Annotated in this window: 13 protein-coding genes; 6 read left to right on the top strand and 7 right to left on the bottom strand. The window is 54.6% G+C overall.

The window, feature by feature from the left end; all coding sequences use genetic code 11:
* Positions 1–10: 10 nt before the first annotated feature.
* The gene (locus ABNT34_RS18260) at positions 11–6,253 is read right to left on the bottom strand and encodes an SDR family NAD(P)-dependent oxidoreductase (RefSeq protein ID WP_348734207.1); all 6,243 of its coding nucleotides are present in this window, start codon (positions 6,251–6,253) and stop codon (positions 11–13) included.
* A gap of 876 nt (positions 6,254–7,129) precedes the next feature.
* Between ABNT34_RS18260 and dusB the strand changes: the two genes are divergently transcribed.
* The 6 genes from dusB (at position 7,130) to suhB (ending at position 13,578) form a co-directional block, all read left to right on the top strand.
* Positions 7,130–8,101, top strand: a complete 972-nt coding sequence (gene dusB / locus ABNT34_RS18255) for a tRNA dihydrouridine synthase DusB (protein WP_348734205.1) — start codon at positions 7,130–7,132, stop codon at positions 8,099–8,101.
* 18 nt (positions 8,102–8,119) lie between these two features.
* A complete protein-coding gene (gene fis, locus ABNT34_RS18250; RefSeq protein WP_031568655.1) occupies positions 8,120–8,410 on the top strand; it encodes a DNA-binding transcriptional regulator Fis in 291 nt (96 codons plus the stop codon).
* A gap of 172 nt (positions 8,411–8,582) precedes the next feature.
* Positions 8,583–10,169, top strand: coding sequence for a bifunctional phosphoribosylaminoimidazolecarboxamide formyltransferase/IMP cyclohydrolase (gene purH, locus ABNT34_RS18245; RefSeq protein WP_348734202.1), 1,587 nt, complete (start codon positions 8,583–8,585; stop codon positions 10,167–10,169).
* Between the two features lie 158 nt (positions 10,170–10,327).
* Positions 10,328–10,666: a DUF4144 family protein gene (locus ABNT34_RS18240; protein WP_348734200.1), complete on the top strand. Its 339-nt coding sequence runs from the start codon at positions 10,328–10,330 to the stop codon at positions 10,664–10,666.
* 271 nt (positions 10,667–10,937) lie between these two features.
* The gene (locus ABNT34_RS18235; protein WP_348734198.1) at positions 10,938–12,662 is read left to right on the top strand and encodes a potassium/proton antiporter; all 1,725 of its coding nucleotides are present in this window, start codon (positions 10,938–10,940) and stop codon (positions 12,660–12,662) included.
* Positions 12,663–12,774: 112 nt separating this feature from the next.
* Positions 12,775–13,578: an inositol-1-monophosphatase gene (gene suhB, locus ABNT34_RS18230; protein WP_031568663.1), complete on the top strand. Its 804-nt coding sequence runs from the start codon at positions 12,775–12,777 to the stop codon at positions 13,576–13,578.
* Between the two features lie 107 nt (positions 13,579–13,685).
* Here the strand turns inward: suhB and ABNT34_RS18225 are convergent, their stop codons facing one another.
* The 6 genes from ABNT34_RS18225 to queA form a co-directional block, all read right to left on the bottom strand.
* Positions 13,686–14,054, bottom strand: coding sequence for a rhodanese-like domain-containing protein (locus ABNT34_RS18225; protein WP_348734196.1), 369 nt, complete (start codon positions 14,052–14,054; stop codon positions 13,686–13,688).
* A 48-nt stretch (positions 14,055–14,102) separates the two neighbouring features.
* Entirely contained in the window at positions 14,103–15,047 is a 945-nt protein-coding gene (gene secF / locus ABNT34_RS18220; RefSeq protein ID WP_348734194.1) for a protein translocase subunit SecF, read from the bottom strand.
* Positions 15,048–15,057: 10 nt separating this feature from the next.
* The gene (gene secD / locus ABNT34_RS18215; RefSeq protein WP_348734192.1) at positions 15,058–16,908 is read right to left on the bottom strand and encodes a protein translocase subunit SecD; all 1,851 of its coding nucleotides are present in this window, start codon (positions 16,906–16,908) and stop codon (positions 15,058–15,060) included.
* 21 nt (positions 16,909–16,929) lie between these two features.
* On the bottom strand, positions 16,930–17,268 hold the full coding sequence (gene yajC, locus ABNT34_RS18210) for a preprotein translocase subunit YajC (RefSeq protein WP_208933294.1): 339 nt from the start codon (positions 17,266–17,268) through the stop codon (positions 16,930–16,932).
* A 37-nt stretch (positions 17,269–17,305) separates the two neighbouring features.
* Positions 17,306–18,463 carry a tRNA guanosine(34) transglycosylase Tgt gene (gene tgt, locus ABNT34_RS18205; protein ID WP_348734189.1) on the bottom strand — a complete coding sequence of 386 codons (1,158 nt, stop codon included), beginning with the start codon at positions 18,461–18,463 and terminating at the stop codon, positions 17,306–17,308.
* 97 nt (positions 18,464–18,560) lie between these two features.
* Positions 18,561–19,595, bottom strand: a complete 1,035-nt coding sequence (queA, locus tag ABNT34_RS18200) for a tRNA preQ1(34) S-adenosylmethionine ribosyltransferase-isomerase QueA (protein ID WP_348734187.1) — start codon at positions 19,593–19,595, stop codon at positions 18,561–18,563.
* Positions 19,596–19,824 lie beyond the last annotated feature (229 nt).

The raw sequence follows: 19,824 nt of genomic DNA, 5'->3' as shown, positions 1-19,824 counted from the left end.
CTCCATCGGGTTAAACAGCACTGAATTCCTGCAGAATCAGCGCGTTCAGCTCTGCTTCCGACAGGTCTTCTAAATAATGAAATGGGTTAGTGGTGGCCTCAGTTGCCGACGCAGACAAGGCCGGGGCCGGTGCGGCACCAAACAGCTGCAAACACAGCTCGCTGGCAAGGGCGGTAATGGCCGGGAAGTTAAACAGCAGGCTGACCGGCAGGCGCAGCCCGAGTTGTTGGCTGAGTGTGCTGCGGATAGTCACAGCAGCCAGCGAATCAACGCCCTGCGCCATCAGTGACTGGTCGGCATCGACGGTCAGACCGGTGATAGCTTCAACTTGCTGACTGAGCCAGAGCTGCATCGCCTGCTCCGCCTGAGGTCGTGGCAGCTGTCGCCAGTAACTCAAGTCAACCTGCTGCGAACTGTTCTGCTGGCTGCTCTGCAAGTCGCGGTCTGCGACTGAAGATTCTGTGCTGGCCGCAGCGAGTGTCTGTAACAAGGGTTGTGACTGCAAGCGCGTCGACAGCAGCGGCCAGTCGGCCTGCGCCACGACGATTTGCCCCTGCGCCGCCACGAGCCGGGCCCAATGTGATTGCAGCAGGTCCGCATCCAGCCACTGATAGCCCTGGGCACTGATACTGGCCGCCTGCGCCTGCGCCATACCGCCACTGGCGCCCTTGACCGCGGCACCATTGACAGAGACGCTTTGCCAGGGACCAAAACACAGCGCCACCGCCGGCAATCCCTGCGTATTGCGCAGCTGTGCCAGACCATTCAAAAAGCCGTTGGCGAGCGCATAGTTGGCCTGACCAAAATTGCCAAACACGGCGGCCACTGAACTGAACAGCACAAACTGGCGCAGCGGCAAATCGAGACTCAGCTGATGTAGATTCAGACTGCCGCGCACTTTCGGTGCCAGTACGTCTGCCAGTTGCGCCGCGCTCATCCGCGCCAGACTGACATCTGCCAATTGGCCGGCGCAGTGCCAAATCGCTTGTAACGGCGGCAAGTGAGCGCTTATCCATTGCAGACATTGCGTGAGCGCCCCGGCGTCACAGACATCGGTGTGCGACCAATACACCCGTTGTTGCAGCTGCGGGTCGGGTAATATCGACGCCAGCCAGGCGGTGAAATCAGCAGGCTTAACGCGGCGACTGCAGATCACCACGGCGCTGGCCCCTTGGGCAAACAATTGCGGTAACACCACGGCAGAAAGCGCACTCTGACCACCGCTCAGCAGCGCGGTGCCATCCAGCTGCACTGTGCTATTTAGCTGCACTGTGCTATCCAGCTGCGCGCTGTCAGTGAGCGCTGTGGCAGGTGCAGGAAATTCGGTATCTGCCGCCACTAAGACAGGCTTCAGCCACTGACCTGCATCCGCAGTGCTGACCCAACGCCGGACCTGGCCGAGCGGTGCCGTGCCCATCTGCGTCATCGCCTGTGTCAACGCTTGCGTCAGCGCTGCTTGAGCCGCGACCGGCACCTCTGCCGGCAGCAGCAGCAGGTCGGCGATCTGACCCGGATATTCCAGTCGCAGCACTTGCTGCAACGCGATGATCGCCGCGCTGTGCGGGTTCGCAGCGACTGACTCCGCTGCGGCGGCACTGGCCTGCTCCAGCACCAGCAGTTGCAGCTGCCGACCCGTCGCCAATACATCCGGGATTTGCTGGCGCAGCCAGTCCGCCTGCGCTTGCAGCGCATCGGCCAGCTCGTCATTCAGCGACAATGCCGGCAGCAGCAACAGTTGTTTTTCCGCGGTTACTGCAGTGTCCTGCGGCCACACAGCCAACAGTTGCTGCCAGGACGCCGGGAGCGACGCGCCCGGTGCAACGCCATAACACATGGCGTTGATTGCGGTACTGGTGGCCGGCGGCTGCGCCAAATCGGCCGGATGTGAAACGGGTTGCCATCTGGTGCGCCAGCATAATGTCGCTGGCGCGGGCCGGAACTTACCAAGCAGCGCCTGTTGATTGGTTTGTTTGACAGCAAACTCGTCGACCAGCAGTTTCAGCTGGCCATCGGCGCCAAACACCAATACCCGGCCGCTGAGTAAAGTACCCTGCACCTGACTTTCGCTCAGACACCAATAATAAGGTTGGTCCAGCGGCGCAAACTGCGTCACTTCACCGATGCTGAACGGAATATAAATCCAGCCGCCTTGCTGCATCTGGCTGATAAGGTCCGGTACGGTACAAATCAGCGTCTGCAGTAGTGAATCCATCAGTCCGGGCGCTACCACGGCGCCGGCGCTATCCTGATTTGCCAGAGCATCAACCCGGCACCAGGCCTGCTGCGGGCCGCTGTGCCAAATCTGCTGAATGCGCTGATAGCCGTTGCCAAGCTGATAACCCAGCCCCGTCAGATGCTGATACCAGGGTGCAGCCGCTGTGGCGCTGCAGTTTGCCAGCGCTTTAGCCTGCTGCGGCCATAGTTGTTGCAGACGCTGTTGTTGTTGCTGATACAGACTGTCCGGCAGCGCTATGATGTCGGCACGGGCATGCAGCAACCAGTCGGCGGCGACCGCCCCGGCTTCGCTGCTGCTACGCAGTTCTGCCACCGCCTGCACGCCACTGTGATCCAGCAGCGGCCCTTGTAAGCTCAGCTGCACGGCGCGCTGCACAGTGCTCATCACCAGCGGCTGATGCAATTCCAGCTGGCGGACCGACAATGGCTGCGCGCTCGCAACATCGGCAACCGCCGTTAACAACATCGCGAGATGGGCGGCGGCCGGTGAAATCGGCGTCTGAAAAATCAGGTGCTCGGCCAGAAACTGCTGCGAGCGGTCAAACTGCAGGCTGTACCAGCGCAGCTGTGGCATCGCGGCCAGCTGCTGCACGTGATTCATTAAAGCTGGCGTGTCGGTCTGCTGCACAGCGTGCTGTGCCGGTTGGCGCAGCTGATCTGGCAACGGGTCGAGCCAGAAGTTTTTTTTCTGATACGGATAATGTGGCAACAAAGCCGCAGTGCCCGGAGTAGCCGCCCCCCACCAACGCTGCAGCGCCGGCCAGTGGATGTCCGCACCTTGAAGGTAAGCACTGGCGATTTGTGTCAGCAGCCAGTAGCGGTCTGGCCAGAGTGGCAGATCCGTCGTCGCAGCCACAGACTCAGACGCGCTGGTGTCGATACCGGTTTCAGTTAATAACAACGCCGCCAGCTGCTGGCGTAATAATTCGGCCGCAGCCGGTTGTACGGCTGAAAGCTCTGCCTGCTGCAGGTACGACTGCCAGCGCGCACTGAGCTCAGCAGAGAGTGGCAACAACAAATCTGCCGGCAGGCTGTCTGACGGCTGCAACAACGACCAGTAATTATCTGCATCAGCCGTACTCAGCGGAGCAAACTGCCGGCTCATGGCAGCGATTTTCTGGCTCAGCGCAAGGGCCTGAGCTTCAGCCGCCCCGGCCAGATACTGCTTCAGTTGCTGCTGCAAATCGGTGGCATCGGTCGCCACAAAGGCCAGCCGCTGACGCAGATGTGGGCGTTGCAGATAGCTGGCGCGACACAGATCCGCAAATGAGCGCTCAGGCCCTGCCGCCAGCAAAGTTAACCAACGCCGGGCCAGCGCGGTGAGCGCCTGCGGATCGCGGGCACTGAGCGTCAGCAGCTGCGGCGCTGCATCGGGAACTACAGGCGCCGAAATCGCAGCCGGCGGTTCCGGCGCTTTTAAAATAATATGGCCATTGGTACCACTAAAACCAAAAGAACTGACAGCGGCATAAGGCACAGCGCGCGGTTCGTTGGCCCGCACCACTTGCAGGTTCAGCCCGGCGAAATCAATCAGTGCGCTGGGCTGGTCAGCATTGGCCGTGGCGACCAGCTGCTGCCGGTTCAGCATTAAGGTGGTTTTAATCACTGACAAAATACCGGCGGCCGCTTCCAGATGACCAAACTGGGTTTTACCGGAACCGATCAATAGCGGTTCCTGCCGCTGCGGCGCCTGACCGTACACAGTGCCAAGCGCTTTGGCTTCGACCGGATCACCCAGCGGCGTGCCGGTGCCATGCGTTTCGACATAACTGACGTCAGCCGCGCTGATGCCGGCGCGTTGCAATGCGGTGCGGATCACCTGCTGCTGCGCAGCGCCATTCGGTGCGGTCAGATTACTGGACATGCCATCCTGATTGACTGCGCTCGCAGCGATCAGCGCCAGGATCTGGTCGCCATCCGCTTCGGCCTGCGCCCGCGACTTCAGCACCAGCACCCCGCAGCCCTCGCCCCGCACATAACCATTGGCGCCGTCAGCAAAAGCCCGGCAAACGCCGTCGGGTGATAAAGCGCCCAGCGCGGAGAAACAAACGAATAAATGTGGGGTCAGCAACAGATTGACGCCACCGACCAGTGCCGTACTGCATTCGCCATGGCGAATGGCCTGACAGGCGTCATGCAGTGCCACCAGTGATGACGAACAGGCGGTATCCACCGCTTTGTTTGGCCCCTGCAGCCCCAGCCAATACGACAGGCGCCCGGCCGCTGCGCTGTACATGCAACCCGAGCCGGTGTAAGTGCTGATCCGGCGCAAGTCACTGCTATACAGCTGCGACGCTTTATAGTCGTCGGTCGAAATCCCCACAAAGACACCGGTATCCCGGGCTAAAGTGCGGCCCGGCACCAGACCGGCGTGCGCGATGGCTTCGAGACTGACTTCCAGTAACAGCCGCTGCTGCGGGTCCAGCGCTTTGGCTTCGGCCGGAGAAATATCAAACAACGCCGCGTCAAACTGCTGCGGGTCCCAGTCCTGTAAAAAACCGGCCCATTTGGAGCGGCTTTTACCCGGCTGGTCGTCCGATGCATAATAAGCATCAGCCTGCCAGCGCTCTGCCGGTACTTCCCGAATAGCCGAATGGCCCTGTACCAGGCGTTGCCAGAACAAATCGGGGTCGTTGGCGCCGCCCGGAAAACGGCAACCCAGGCCAATAATGGCGATGTCGCCCGACGTTGATGTTGGCATTGGCAGCTCTGTCCGTCGCTGTGGCGTTACCGCAATGTCAGCCAGCGCGGCGGCCAGCTGCAATGGTGTCGGATAGTCAAAACACCAGCTCAGATCTGCTTCACACTGCAAGGCCGCCGCCAGACGCTGGCTAAAGCTAATCACCTGTACTGACGTCAGCCCCAACTGAAAAAAGCCGCGATCCGGCTCGACCGGCTGGTCTGGAGCTAGTGACAGCAACGGCTGCAGCTGCTCGATAATCACAGCCAGCACGGCTGCGACCGTGCGCCGGGCGTGCATGCCGGCCGCTGCTGCAGTCTGGGTGTTGATATGAGGTTCGGGTTGAGCAGTGAGTTGTGCCGGGCTTTGAGCCGCAGCCAGCTGCGCCAGCGTCTGCTGTAAACTGCTGCGGCAGTCTTCACCGCGTTTCAGGGTCGGCAGCACCTGCACCGGGCGTCCCGCGGTTTTCGCAATCTCATGCAGACAAAACAGCAGAATATGATGCGGCGCAATTTCCAGCAGAGTATCAGCGCCAGCAGCCAGCATCGCCTGCACAGCCGGGTAAAACCGCACCGGCTGTCGGATATGCTGTTGCCAATAGTCTGTCGTCAGCTCGTCGACACTGATGCAGCCGCCGCGCAGACTGGAGTAGAGTGTGGGAGCATCGTCACCAGACGAGGCTTTTGGCAATCCCTGCGGCGTGTCGGCGTCACCTTCCGGCAAATACGGGCTGTGAAATGGCACTGCGCCCGTTAACAGCCGGGCAAATTTTTGCTGTGTCTGCTGCTGTGCCACCAGTGCCTGCAGTTGTGCCACAGGCCCGCTGACAATCTGAATCGACGGACTGTTCTCTGCCGACACCACCACGCCCTGCCACAGCTCAGGTGTTACCACACGGCTATCGCTGATTTCAGCCAGGGTGATACTCAGCTGAGCCATGGCATAACCGGTTTGCGCACTGGCTCTTTGGATCAGCTGATTGTGGCTGTGCATCAGCGCCAGAGCCTGCGATACATCCAGCGCACCGGCAGCACAGGCGGCGGCAAACTCACCGGTACTGTGGCCCAGTACCATGTCAAATTGCAGGCCTTGCGCCTGTAACTGCCGGAACAGCGCCAGCTGTACCGCAAAAATACAGGGATTAGCGACCTCAGGTTGGGCCAGCAGATTGCTGTCCGGCTCCTGTAAACACTGCAACACCGACCAGCCAAACTGCTGCTGGACCTGTTGGTCTAACTTCTTCAGTTCCTGCTGAAAAATGGGAAAATGAGATTGCAGGGACACAGCCATTTGTGGCCATTGCGACCCCATGCCCGAAAAAATGCCCGCCAGTTTCATCGCCGAATCCTTGTTTAAGCGCTGTGAAAGATCTGTCAGTGCTGTGGCGGACTGGATAAAACCTTGATAAAGCCCGGTGGCTTATAACTAAAGGTTTGGGAAGACGGCCCCAATAACCACAGTCACTGACGAAGTGGCGGCCATGCTACGAGGGAAGTTTGCAGTTTTATTTACATCAAAGTTATTTATGTTTGATATTTATTTGATAACATCAAGTTAACAGTGACGTAAAATCACCGGTCGGACTATGTTGCAACTGGCTCCATTCCAGTGTCATTTCATCGGATTTTCACGCTTTGCGGCGAAATGACCAACGAATGCAGAAAAAGCACCATGCCTCATGTTGGTGCAGCGGATATGTCAGACAAAAGACCGGCCTGTGGGCTCAAATGACAAAAACACAGCGGTTTGTCACAAGTTAAGGGACTGGTTCGGGGACAGCCACAGCTGCCATTGGTCCGGAAATATCACCTTTTAATCGCAGACGACTCACAATACCTGTCGCCACAACAAGAAATGTTATACTATAACAATATGAGCTGTACCAGCAGGCACATTCAGCTCTTGTCGACCCCAAACCATGTTCCTGGGATTTCTGCCTGTGGCACCTGTAAATTCAGGTGCCTTTTTTATAAATCCACCATATTTGGCAACACCTCAGTGGTGACAAATTCAACAGCGGCACAATTTTCTGCGACAAATCTCCACGCCAGCCCGCATTCCTGAAACCGATAAGTCCAATTTTCAGCCGTTTAGCGATTGTCAACCCGCCAACCCCGGATAAATTTATATTTTTGTTTAAATATTAGCCTTTGCATTGTGGGCAAAAATCCGTAAACTTAGCGCCCCTTGAGGGTAGACCCCAGAGATGAAGCGGTGCGCATCGGTCCTTATCAACTTGACAACAATGTGATTTGCGCCCCGATGGCTGGTGTAACAGATTTCACTTTTCGTGAGCTGTGCCGCCGGTTTGGTGCCGGTTTAGCTGTATCAGAAATGATGTCCAGCAACCCTTTGGTCTGGCAAAGCGAAAAGTCATTAAAACGGATGTCACATGCAGATGAAACCGGCTTACGGTCGGTGCAGATTGCAGGTGCAGATCCGCAGCAGATGGCGGAAGCAGCCCAATTTAACGTCGAACATGGCGCCCAGATTATCGACATCAATATGGGTTGTCCGGCGAAGAAAGTGAATAAGAAGCTGGCCGGCTCGGCACTGTTACAGTACCCGGATTTGGTAGAGCAGATTATTCAGGCAGTGGTCGCGGCAGTGGATGTGCCCGTTACACTGAAAATCCGCACAGGCTGGGACCCGGAACACAAAAACGGTGTCCAGATTGCGCGGCTTGCCGAAGACAACGGCATTCAGGCTTTAGCGGTGCATGGCCGCACCAAAGCCTGTATGTATAAAGGTGAAGCCGAGTACGACACTATCCGCGCCATCAAGCAGGCGGTGTCTATTCCGGTGGTAGCCAATGGTGATATCACCAGCGCACAAAAAGCCCGGTTTGTGCTCGATTATACCGGTGCCGACGCCATTATGATTGGCCGTGCGGCACAGGGCCGGCCCTGGATTTTCCGGGAAGTGGTGCACTATCTGACCACAGGACAAGAACTTCCGCCGCCTGCATTGCAGGAAGTGCGGCAGATTTTGCTGGAACATGTCCGCGGTCTGCATCAGCTTTATGGTGATGTGTTAGGTCCAAGAATCGCCCGCAAACATGTGGGATGGTATCTGGCCGAACAAGACAGCGCAGGACTGTTTCGCAGTGAATTTAATGGCATTGAGGACGCGTTACAGCAAATCGATGCTTTAAATCAGTATTTCGAACAACTAGCAGCAACCTAACGTAAAAGAGACTAGGCAATGTTTAATCAAAACGTGACTTCGCCATTTATCACCAACGCCCATGTACAGACTCAGGAAAAACCGCAGCCTTTAAGTAACGCGGTACAAAAAGCGGTGGCGAATTACCTGCAACAGCTGAACGGTCAGGACGTCAACGACCTGTACGAGCTGGTCCTGTCAGAGCTGGAACGCCCTCTGCTGGAAGAAGTGATGAAATACACCCGCGGCAACCAGACCCGGGCCGCCAACCTGATGGGCATCAACCGCGGCACGCTGCGCAAGAAGCTGAAACAATACGGCATGAGTTAATGCCCCCGCGGGAGGAGTCCCGCCAGAAAGCACCTTCGGGTGCTTTTTTGTTTCTGGAAGCCAGGTTCATGCTGCAACCTGCTTTCAGCGGACAAGCCAGGTTTCCCCGACTATTCTTCTGCAACCCCTGGCTGTCCCGACCCGGATTTTTATTTAACAGAAGAGACTAACGATGAGCTCAAATTTACCTATCCGCCGCGCCTTGTTAAGTGTATCTGACAAAACCGGCATGCTGGAATTTGCCAAAGCCTTACATGCGCAGGGCGTTGAACTGCTGTCAACCGGTGGGACGGCAAAACTGCTGGCCGATGCCGGTATCCCCGTCACTGAAGTATCCGACTACACCGGTCACCCGGAAATTATGGACGGCCGGGTCAAAACCCTGCATCCAAAAGTACATGGCGGTATTTTAGGTCGCCGTGGCACTGACGAAGGTGTGATGGACACTCACAGCATCAAGCCAATCGATTTAGTCGTAGTGAACCTGTATCCATTTGCGCAAACAGTGGCGAAAGCCGGTTGCACACTGGAAGATGCAGTCGAGAACATCGACATCGGCGGCCCAACTATGGTGCGCGCTGCAGCGAAAAACCACAAAGACGTGACTATTGTGGTCAACGCCGCCGACTACAACAAAGTGCTGGCGGAAATGGCAGCCAACAATGGCGCGACCACCCACGCCACCCGTTTCAGCCTCGCCATCAGCGCTTATGAACACACCGCCCAGTATGACGGCATGATCGCCAACTACTTCGGCGCAATGTTGCCGGCTTACGACACCCCGGAAGCTGCACCAAGCAAATTCCCGCGCACGTTTAACGCTCAGTTCACCAAAAAACAAGACCTGCGTTATGGCGAAAACAGCCATCAGGCGGCGGCATTTTATGTCGAAAACAGCATTCAGGAAGCCTCAGTCGCAAGCGCCACGCAGCTGCAGGGCAAAGAGCTGTCGTACAACAATATCGCTGACACTGATGCGGCGCTGGAATGCGTGAAAGAATTTGCCGAACCAGCCTGTGTTATCGTGAAACACGCTAACCCATGTGGTGTAGCGATTGGCGACAATATTCTGGCCGCGTACAACCGCGCTTATCAAACCGACCCAACGTCAGCCTTCGGCGGCATCATCGCTTTTAACCGCGAATTAGATGCAACGACGGCCGAAGCCATTGTCAGCCGCCAGTTTGTTGAAGTGATTATCGCGCCAACCGCTACTGCAGAAGCCGCAGCAGTCGTGGCGAAAAAGCCCAACGTGCGTCTGCTGGTATGTGGCCAGTGGTCAGACAAAACCACAGGTTTTGACATCAAACGCGTCAACGGCGGTGTGTTAGTACAGGACCGCGACCAGAAGATGGTTGGCCTCGACGATTTAAAAGTCGTGACTAAGCGTCAGCCTACAGCGGAAGAACTGCGCGACCTGCTGTTCTGCTGGAAAGTGGCGAAATACGTCAAATCCAACGCCATTGTGTACGCCAAAGACTCGATGACCATTGGCGTGGGCGCCGGCCAGATGAGCCGCGTGTACAGCGCCAAAATCGCCGGGATTAAAGCCGCCGACGAAAACCTGGAAGTCAAAGGCTCAGTGATGGCTTCTGATGCGTTTTTCCCGTTCCGCGATGGCATTGACGCCGCGGCAGCAGCTGGTATCAAAGCCGTGATCCAGCCAGGCGGTTCCATGCGTGATGCTGAAGTCATTGCGGCTGCAGACGAACACGGCATGACGATGCTGTTCACCGGCGTGCGGCATTTCCGCCACTAACAGATGTTAGCCCTGCATTGATACAAAATAACGGCAGCTTTAGCTGCCGTTATTATTTAGGCCATCATCGGCATCTGACAAAAACAGATTGTCGCGACAGCAGCTGGCGTTTTCGCTAAGTTAATCAACAATGCAACATAGCGCGGTACCCACAGCACATGACCAGCATCAGGTTTCCGGTTTTATTTGTTTATTCTGGCTGTGACGAGCTGCTGCCGCTTGCCAGCCTGCCTGCACTGCAACAATTTTTGCAGCAGCCGCAGGCGCTGTTATTCGGCGCAGACTGCTTCATCGATAGCGCGGGGCTGCAGTGGACTTTTGACACTCAGTACACTTTCCGTCAGACCGGACCTGTCTGGACGCTCACGGAGCTGACTTTACGGGTACAGCGCCATTTTTTTGCCCAACAGCAATGTTGTGTCAGTAAAATCAATGCCCCGGATATATCCGCATTGATAGCCTTAGTGCAGCAGGACGCGGTGAATACAGCAGACTGAATCAGCCTGAATTGCGTAATAATCAGCAGAATCAGCAGAATCAGGCGTAGAGAGCAGCAAACCGGTCTGTCACCGTATCGCAATCGATGGAAACAGTGCTTTATACCAGACAAGACTAAAAAAATATCCAATCTATCTATTTGTTTTAAAACAATAAAAAATATTTATTTAATTAAATACTGAATTATCGGTTGAAATTACCGCCTAACACCTGCATTTTTAATGCTGCGAGCATTTTTACCAAGTTTAGAGCCAGTACAGGAGCCCCCTCATGGATGCTACGACCATCAATAATTTATTCCTGTTGGGTGCTGTCCTGATTGCTGCAGCCATCATGATGAGCTCAGTGGCCAGCAAAATCGGCGTGCCTATTCTGGTGATTTTCCTCGCCGTCGGGATGTTTGCCGGGGTGGATGGCCCCGGCGGCATCGTGTTTGATGATTATTCCATGGCGTATCTGGTCGGTAACCTGGCGCTTGCGGTGATCCTGCTTGATGGCGGCATGCGCACCAATGTAAAAAGCTTCCGCGTAGCATTAGGCCCGTCTTTGTCACTGGCGACTGTTGGTGTGGTGATCACGGCGGGTCTCACTGGCCTCGCCGCGGCCTGGCTGTTTGATTTAACCACGCTCGAAGGCTTGTTAATTGGCGCTATTGTTGGCTCTACTGATGCGGCCGTGGTGTTTAATTTACTCAATGGCAAAGGCCTGAACGAACGGGTTGGCGCCACGCTCGAAATCGAGTCGGGCAGTAACGACCCGATGGCGATGTTTTTAACCGTCACACTGATCTCAATGCTGGCAGCAGGCCAGACCCACTTCGAGTGGAAAGTCATTGTCAGTTTATTTCAGCAATTTGGCGTCGGCATCCTGCTGGGCCTCGCCGGCGGCTGGGTACTGTTGAAACTCATCAACACCATTCATATCGCTGACGGCCTTTATCCGTTACTGGCTGTCAGTGGTGGCCTGTTCCTGTACGCGGTGTCCGGCTCGGTTGGTGGCAGTGGTATTTTGAGTGTTTATGTCTGTGGTCTGGTGCTGGGCAATCAGCCCATCCGCAACCGCCACGGTATTTTGCATATGTTTGATGGCCTGGCCTGGCTCAGCCAAATCGGTATGTTCTTAGTGCTTGGCTTGTTGTTAACGCCAAGCGAATTGCTGCCTATTGCGGTGCCGGCACTGTTGCTGTCGCTGTGGATGATTCTGTTTGCCCGGCCACTATCAGTGTTTATCGGCCTGTTGCCGTTTAAAAGCTTTACACTGCGCGAGCGTACTTTTATCTCCTGGGTGGGCCTTCGCGGTGCGGTACCGGTCATTCTGGCGGTGTTCCCGCTGATGGCTGGTTTGCCCAATGCCCAGCTGTTTTTTAATGTAGCGTTTTTCATCGTGTTGGTGTCACTGCTGTTACAAGGCACCACCTTGGGGTTCTTTGCGAAGAAAGCCCATGTGGTGGTGCCACCGATGCCGTCGCCGGTGTCCCGCGCCGGTATTGAGGTAGAACTCGCCAGCCAGTGGGAAATGTTTGTCTACAAACTAAACCCGGATAAATGGTGTATTGGCAGTGAATTAAAACAGCTGAACATGCCGGAGAATACCCGCATTGTCGCTTTGTTCCGCGACAATCAACTGCTGCATCCGTCCGGTAGCAGTAAGCTGATGGCCGGCGACGTGCTTTGTATCATTGGCCACGACGCCGATCTACCGGTGTTAGGCCGGATGTTCAGTGAAACACCGCAACGTAATTTCGACTTCGAGTTTTTCGGCGATTTTATGCTGGATGGTGCTGCGCGGCTGGAGGATTTAGCTATGTTCTACGCGCTGGATTTATCCACCTGCGGCGATGCGGTCACCTTATCTGATCATCTCGGCAAAAAACTCGGCGGCAAACCTGTGGTCGGCGACACTTTGCAGTGGTCCGGCATGAGCTGGATAGTGGCAGAGCTTGACGGTCAGCAAATCCGCAAAGTAGGTGTGAAAGTGCCCGAGCAGGCAGAATAGCCCTCTGCGCAGCAGGCCGTCAGCTGCGCAAAATTGCTTTACTTTTACCGCCCAGCGGCTACAATACGCGCCGCTCTTTTGACTGTTCTTTATACAATAAGGTATTCACCCTATGCATCCGATGTTAAACATCGCTGTTCGTGCTGCGCGTGGCGCAGGCAATATCATCGCCCGGGCTTGTGGTCAACTTGACATGGTTCAGACCAGCCAGAAAGGCACCAACGACTTTGTCACCAACGTCGACAAAGAAGCAGAACAGGCCATAGTGCAAATCCTGCGTAAATCTTACCCGACTCACGATATTATCGGTGAAGAAGGCGGCGATTACGGCAGCTTCAACAGTGAATACCAATGGATCATCGACCCGCTCGATGGTACCGCCAACTTCATCAAAGGTATCCCCCACTTCGCCGTCTCTATCGCGCTGCGCCACAATGGTAAGCTCGATCAGGCAGTGATTTACGACCCGCTGCGTGGCGAAGTTTTCACTGCCAGCCGTGGTGGTGGTGCGCAGTTAAACGGCCGCCGTATCCGCGTGACCAATGCGACAGATTTAAGCGGTACTATCCTGGCGACCGGTTTCCCGTTTAAGCAAAAACATCAACTGGACGCTTACACCGAAACCTTTAAGACCTTCTTCACCACTGCTGCGGACATCCGTCGCACCGGTTCAGCTGCGCTGGATTTAGCTTATGTCGCCGCAGGCCGTTTAGACGGTTTCTGGGAAATCGGCTTAAAACCATGGGATATCGCTGCAGGTGAACTGATTGTGCGCGAAGCCGGTGGCCTGGTCAGCGACTTCGTTGGTGGCAATAACCAACTGAAAAGCGGCAACGTGGTGGCTGGTAACCCAAAAGTGCTGGCAGCCATGTTAAAAGGCATGCGTCCGCACCTGCCTGAATCGCTGATGCGCTAAGTATCACCATTAAAAACGCCGGCATTTGCCGGCGTTTTTTATGTACAGGATGTACGGTACGCCGCAAATGCAGGAGCAATTTGTGGCGATTTTCAGTTTTTTAGCGCTTAATCCTGCACAACAGGTAAACCGGCATTGACCCAGGCCGTGTAACCACCAGCCAGACTCAGCACATCGCTGTAGCCCATCTGCTGCAGTGCATCAGCCGCTAAGGCTGAACGAAAACCACCGCCGCAATACAGGATTAAAGTTTGTTGTTTATCCTGCACTTTGCTTTCGATATCGCGTTCGATCACGCCTTTACCGATATGCATCGCTTGCGGTAAATGGCCTTTTTGCCATTCCAGATCTTCCCGCACGTCAATCAGGACACAAGGTGCCTGATGCGCATTGTATTGCTCGATGGTGATTTCCCGTACCCGGCTTTTTGCTGCATCGACCATCGCCAGAAAGCCGGTATTATGTTGTTTACTCATTGAACACCCCGCAGAAAAAAGCCAGTCACTGGACTGGCTTGGTTTGGTTTAAATCGATGGCGTATCCGCACCTTCTTTTTCAATCACCGTTGGCATCAGATCTTCACGGCTGGCACCTAAAATCACTGACAATGCCGATGCGATAAAGATGGAAGAGTAAGTACCAATCGCGATACCAAACAGCAGCGCAAAAGCAAAGCCGTTGATCATGGCACCGCCAATGGCATACAACACCATCAGGGTCAAAGCCGTGGTGAACGATGTCATAGTCGTACGGCTCAACGTCGTGGTAATCGCCTCATTGACTGCTTCATCAGTGGTCAGATCCCGCACTTTACGGAAGGTTTCCCGGATGCGGTCAAACACCACGATAGTATCGTTGATGGAATAACCAATCAGCGCCAGCACTGCCGCTAATACCGTCAAATCAAACTCTTTACCGGTAATCGAAAACACACCCATCGTAATAATGACATCGTGCATCAACGCAGCGACGGCGCCGACCGAAAAACGCCATTCAAAACGGGCGGCAACATAGATCAGAATGCCGACCATCGCCGCGAGCACCGCGAGGAAGCCGTCTTCTTTCAGTTCATCACCGACAGCCGAGCCAACCACATCAACCTTTTTCACCGTGACCGGAGTTTCCGCAGCTTTATTCACGGCTTCCAGGATTTGTTGACCAATCACCTTTTGCTCAACACCAGCACGCGGCGCAATCCGGATCATCACATCCTGACTACTACCGAAGTATTGAACTTGTGCGTCATGGAAGCCGCTTTCCCCCAATGCCGTCCGGACTTTGTCCAGATTTGCCTGTTGGTCAAATTGAACTTCAATCACAGTGCCGCCGGTGAAGTCCAGCCCCAGATTCAGCCCTTTGGTGAACAGACTGAATAACGAGCCCAGCACCAGAATGGTGGAGAAAATCAACGCATGCCACTTAAACCGCATAAAGTTCAGTGCATGTTTATAGGTAAAAATCCGTAGCATCTTTAACTCCTTAAATTGGCAGCTCAGCACCGCGGCGCTGGCCCCACACGGCGTTGACGATCAGACGGGTGATCACAACCGCCGTGAAAATTGAAGTCAGGATGCCAAGTGCCAGCGTCACCGCAAAGCCTTTGACCGGACCAGTCCCTACGCCAAACAGGATTAACGCAACCAGCAGCGTCGTGATGTTGGAGTCGGCAATGGTAGCAAAAGCGCGGTCATAGCCTTCATGGATAGCCTGCATCGCCGAGCGGCCATTGCCCAGCTCTTCACGGATCCGTTCATTAATTAACACGTTGGCGTCAACCGCCATACCGACCGTCAGCAGAATACCCGCCATGCCCGGCAACGTCAGCGTAGCGCCCGGGATCATCGCAATCATGCCGACCAGCAACACCACGTTACAGGCCAGCGCAATATTTGCCACCACGCCAAACCATTTGTAGTAGAACACCATAAAACCAACCACAGCCAGCATGCCCCACAGAATGGCGTTCATGCCGAGGTCGATATTCTCCTGGCCCAGGCTTGGACCAATGGTGCGTTCTTCCACGATTTGAATAGGCGCAATCAGAGCACCGGCGCGCAGTAACACCGCCAGATTCTGTGCTTCACCCGGCGCATCCAGGCCAGTGATGCGGAAACTACGGCCTAAACGGGCCTGAATAGTGGCAACAGACACCACTTCTTCTTTTTTCTCCAGAATGGTTTTGCCATCTGCATCTTTACGCGTGGTTGGTTTGTATTCGATAAAGACTGTGGCCATCGCCTTGCCAATCGCATCTTTCGTCGCGGCAGAGAAGCTGTTTCCACCTTTGGCATCCAGGTCGATATTGACCTGTGGCCGGCTGTATTCATCAAAACCAGCATTGGCACCGACGATATGGTTACCAGTTAACATGATGCGTTTTTGCAGCACCACCGGGTTGCCGGCACGGTCATAAAACAGCTGTGAGGAAGGAGGCACGCGGCCTGCGACAGCACTGACTGCATCTGCTGTTTCGTCCACTAAACGGAACTCAAGGGTCGCGGTTGCACCCAGAATTTCTTTCGCGCGGGCCGTATCCTGCACCCCTGGTAATTGCACGACAATACGCTCAGCGCCTTGACGTTGCACCAGTGGTTCTGCCACACCAATCGCATTGACGCGGTTACGAATGATGGTAATGTTCTGCGCCACTGCGTCTTCACGCAGCGCTTTGACTTTTGCTTCTGAGAAGCTGACGATCAGCGTGTTGTCCGGCGCATCGGTGTACACCATGTCACGGTCTTTTTCTGACAGTACTTTTTGCGCAGCCTTCACGTCTTCCGGTGTACGGAAGGTCAATACCACAGCTTGTTTCGGCAGATCAGCCGTGACGGAGCGGTAACGCACTTTGGCTTCACGTAAATCGGAGCGGTAACTCTGGACCAAATCGTTGACGTTTTTGTCCATTGCGGTTTTCATGTCGATTTCCATCAGGAAATGCACACCACCGCGTAAGTCCAGACCCAGCTTCATCGGTGACGCACCGATGCTGTCCATCCAGGCCGGTGTGGCCGGGGCCAGATTCAGCGCCGTAACGTATTTGTCGCCAAGCAGCTGTTCAATGACTTCGCGGGCTTTTAACTGGTCTTCAGTGGTCAGAAAACGCGCCAGTACCTGACCGTCTTCGAGCACGACACTTTTGCTGCTGATTTGCTTGGCAGTCAGCTCAGTGTTGATTTTTTCCACGACTTCAGCAGTGACTTCAGCACCACGGGTCGCATTAATTTGCAGCGATGGGTCGCTGGGGTAAATGTTGGGCAAGGCGTAGATAAAACTGACCACCATCACCACTACCACCAGCAGATAACGCCAGATTGAGTTTTGATTTAACACAGTAAATTCCTTCCGGGCTGCTTACAGCGATTTCATCGTGCCTTTCGGCAGTACGGCACTGATCGAGCCTTTTTGCACTGTCACTTCTGTCGTGTCGTTCAGCGCGATCACGACAAAATCTTTGTCTTCAGCGATTTTAGCAATACGGCCAACCAGGCCGCCTTGCGTGAGCACTTCATCACCTTTGGCCAGCGACGCCATCAGGTTTTTGTGCTCTTTCATCCGTTTGCTTTGCGGACGGAAAATCATGAAATAAAAGATCAGACCAAAAGCGGCCAGCATAATCACCAGATCTAAACCACCACCAGGCTGACCGGCAGCTGCAGTTTGTGCTTGTGCATCAGAAATAAAAAAACTCATTGTTATCCCCTTAGTTTTTAAAGCTTAATTTTAAATTTTATTCACTGACCGCCGCTGTGGTTTCAACGACAGGCACCGGAGCGTCCAACGCTGGTACTGTCAGACCACGACGAGCATAAAAATCGGTCACAAAGGCATCCAGTGTGCCTTGTTCTATCGCATTGCGTAACCCTTGCATTAACTTCTGATAATGGTGCAGGTTATGAATAGTGTTGAGCCGCGCGCCCAATATCTCATTACAACGGTCGAGATGATGGAGATATGCCCGCGAATAGTTTTTACAAGTGTAACAGTCGCAATTTTCGTCCAAAGGCGCGATATCGTCTTTGTATTTGGCGTTACGGATCTTAATCACACCGTTACTGACGAATAAATGACCGTTGCGGGCGTTGCGGGTTGGCATCACGCAGTCAAACATATCAATGCCCCGACGCACGCCTTCCACCAGGTCTTCCGGTTTACCGACGCCCATCAGATAACGCGGTTTATGTGCCGGCATTTTGTCAGTGGTGTGATTGAGGATTTTGATCATTTCATGTTTCGGTTCGCCGACCGACAAACCGCCGATAGCGTAACCATCAAAACCGATGTCTTCCAGGCCATTTAACGATACATCACGCAGGTTCGGATACATGCCGCCCTGAATGATGCCAAACAGCGCAGATGGATTGTCACCATGCGCGTCTTTACTGCGTTTGGCCCAGCGCAACGACATTTCCATCGATTTCTTTGCTTGCTGTTCTGTCGCCGGGTACGGCGTACATTCGTCAAAAATCATCACGATATCTGAACCTAAATCCCGCTGCACCTGCATCGAGCGCTCCGGCGTCAGTTGAATTTTTTCGCCATTCAGCGGTGAACGGAAAGTCACGCCTTCTTCTTTTATTTTGCGCAGTTCACCGAGACTAAACACCTGAAAACCACCGGAGTCAGTCAGGATTGGTTTGTCCCAGTGCATAAAATCATGCAGGTCGCCGTGTTTGCGGATGATTTCGGTGCCGGGGCGCAGCATCAGGTGAAAGGTATTGCCGAGGCAAATCTGCGCGCCGGTATCGGCCAGTTCTTCCGGCGTCATGCCTTTGACTGTGCCGTAAGTACCGACCGGCATAAAGGCTGGTGTATCAACCACGCCACGGGCAAATGTCATACGACCGCGCCGGGCTTTGCCGTCGGTTTTCATTAATTCAAATTTCATTGTGACCTCATTGGCCGGAAAAACAGTCCAGCCTTTTAAAAAACGTCCGATTGTAACAGAAAGCCGGCCTGATGTTGACAGCCCGACCCTGCAGCAATCAGAGGATTAACATCGCATCGCCATAAGAGTAGAACCGATACTGCTCGGCGATGGCTTCCTGGTATGCATGCATAATAATATCGCGGCTACACAACGCCGATACCAGCATAATCAGCGTCGATTCCGGCAAATGGAAATTGGTGATAAGCCCATCGACCACGGCAAACTGATACCCCGGATAAATAAAAATCTGTGTGTCGCCATAATAAGGCAGCAACGGCTGTCCCGCCTTTTTGGCAAATTGGGCCGCCGATTCCAGCGAGCGCACTGAGGTAGTGCCGACAGCAATCACCCGCTTGCCGCGTGCTTTACAGGCCTCGACCGCTACCACCACTTCCGGCGGCACTTCGATATATTCGGCGTGCATCTGATGCTCGAGAATATTATCAACCCGCACCGGCTGGAAAGTGCCAGCGCCGACGTGCAAAGTGACAAAAGCAAACTCTACGCCTTTGGCTTTGAGTGCTGCCAACAATGGCTCATCAAAGTGTAACCCGGCAGTTGGCGCTGCCACAGCGCCAGGTTTGGCGTTGTAGACCGTCTGATAACGCTCGCGGTCGCTTTCAGCATCAGGTCTGTCGATATAAGGCGGTAACGGCATATGACCGAGCCGCTCCAGCATCGCCAGCACCGGCTCGCTGGACAACAACGTCAATTCAAATAACTCACCGTGGCGGCAGGTCATTTCGACTTCAGCATCCTGCTCCAGGACTAAACGGTTGCCGGGTTTTGGCGCTTTACTGGCCCGGATATGCGCCAGAAAACGTTTGTCATCGAGCAGCCGCTCGACCAACACTTCCACTTTGCCACCGGAAGTCTTCTGGCCAAACAGCCGCGCCGGGATCACCCGGGTATTGTTAAACACCAGCAGGTCGCCCGGATTAATGGCATCCAGCACAGCTTTAAACTGCGTATGCTCAATGGCGCCACTCTGGCGCTGTAACTTCAGCAGCCGGCTGGCAGAACGTTCTGGTTGTGGGAAACGGGCAATTAGCTGCTCAGGCAGCTCAAAAGAAAAATCTGATTTTTGCATAGCAGGTCCGCTTTACTGACAAACTCTGGAATTGATGGGCGCGCGCCCGGCCGCACAGTCTACTGATCCGGTCGCTGTTTCTCAATGACCGGGAGCATCGATGAGGTTAAAAAGCTGATAGCAGCGCCTTCAGTTTATCGCTGCGCTGAGGCTTTTGGCTTACAGAAATAAAGGCAATTTCGCGGTGCACACTGGCGATGCTGTTCTATAATCGGAGCTGGCGCAGGAC

The organism is Rheinheimera texasensis, assembly GCF_964031785.1.
In the GTDB taxonomy this organism is placed as follows: domain Bacteria; phylum Pseudomonadota; class Gammaproteobacteria; order Enterobacterales; family Alteromonadaceae; genus Pararheinheimera; species Pararheinheimera texasensis_A.
Note: the sequence above shows the minus strand (reverse complement) of the source record. Positions and strands in the feature narration are given on the sequence as shown.

Bases quoted from the DNA above. Each gene is read 5' to 3' on its own strand.
- ABNT34_RS18260 (WP_348734207.1), bottom strand. From the start codon at position 6,253: ATGAAACTGGCGGGCATTTTTTCGGGCATGGGGTCGCAATGGCCACAA.
- fis (WP_031568655.1), top strand. From the start codon at position 8,120: ATGTTTAATCAAAACGTGACTTCGCCATTTATCACCAACGCCCATGTA.
- purH (WP_348734202.1), top strand. From the start codon at position 8,583: ATGAGCTCAAATTTACCTATCCGCCGCGCCTTGTTAAGTGTATCTGAC.
- ABNT34_RS18240 (WP_348734200.1), top strand. From the start codon at position 10,328: ATGACCAGCATCAGGTTTCCGGTTTTATTTGTTTATTCTGGCTGTGAC.
- ABNT34_RS18235 (WP_348734198.1), top strand. From the start codon at position 10,938: ATGGATGCTACGACCATCAATAATTTATTCCTGTTGGGTGCTGTCCTG.
- suhB (WP_031568663.1), top strand. From the start codon at position 12,775: ATGCATCCGATGTTAAACATCGCTGTTCGTGCTGCGCGTGGCGCAGGC.
- ABNT34_RS18225 (WP_348734196.1), bottom strand. From the start codon at position 14,054: ATGAGTAAACAACATAATACCGGCTTTCTGGCGATGGTCGATGCAGCA.
- secF (WP_348734194.1), bottom strand. From the start codon at position 15,047: ATGCTACGGATTTTTACCTATAAACATGCACTGAACTTTATGCGGTTT.
- yajC (WP_208933294.1), bottom strand. From the start codon at position 17,268: ATGAGTTTTTTTATTTCTGATGCACAAGCACAAACTGCAGCTGCCGGT.
- tgt (WP_348734189.1), bottom strand. From the start codon at position 18,463: ATGAAATTTGAATTAATGAAAACCGACGGCAAAGCCCGGCGCGGTCGT.
- queA (WP_348734187.1), bottom strand. From the start codon at position 19,595: ATGCAAAAATCAGATTTTTCTTTTGAGCTGCCTGAGCAGCTAATTGCC.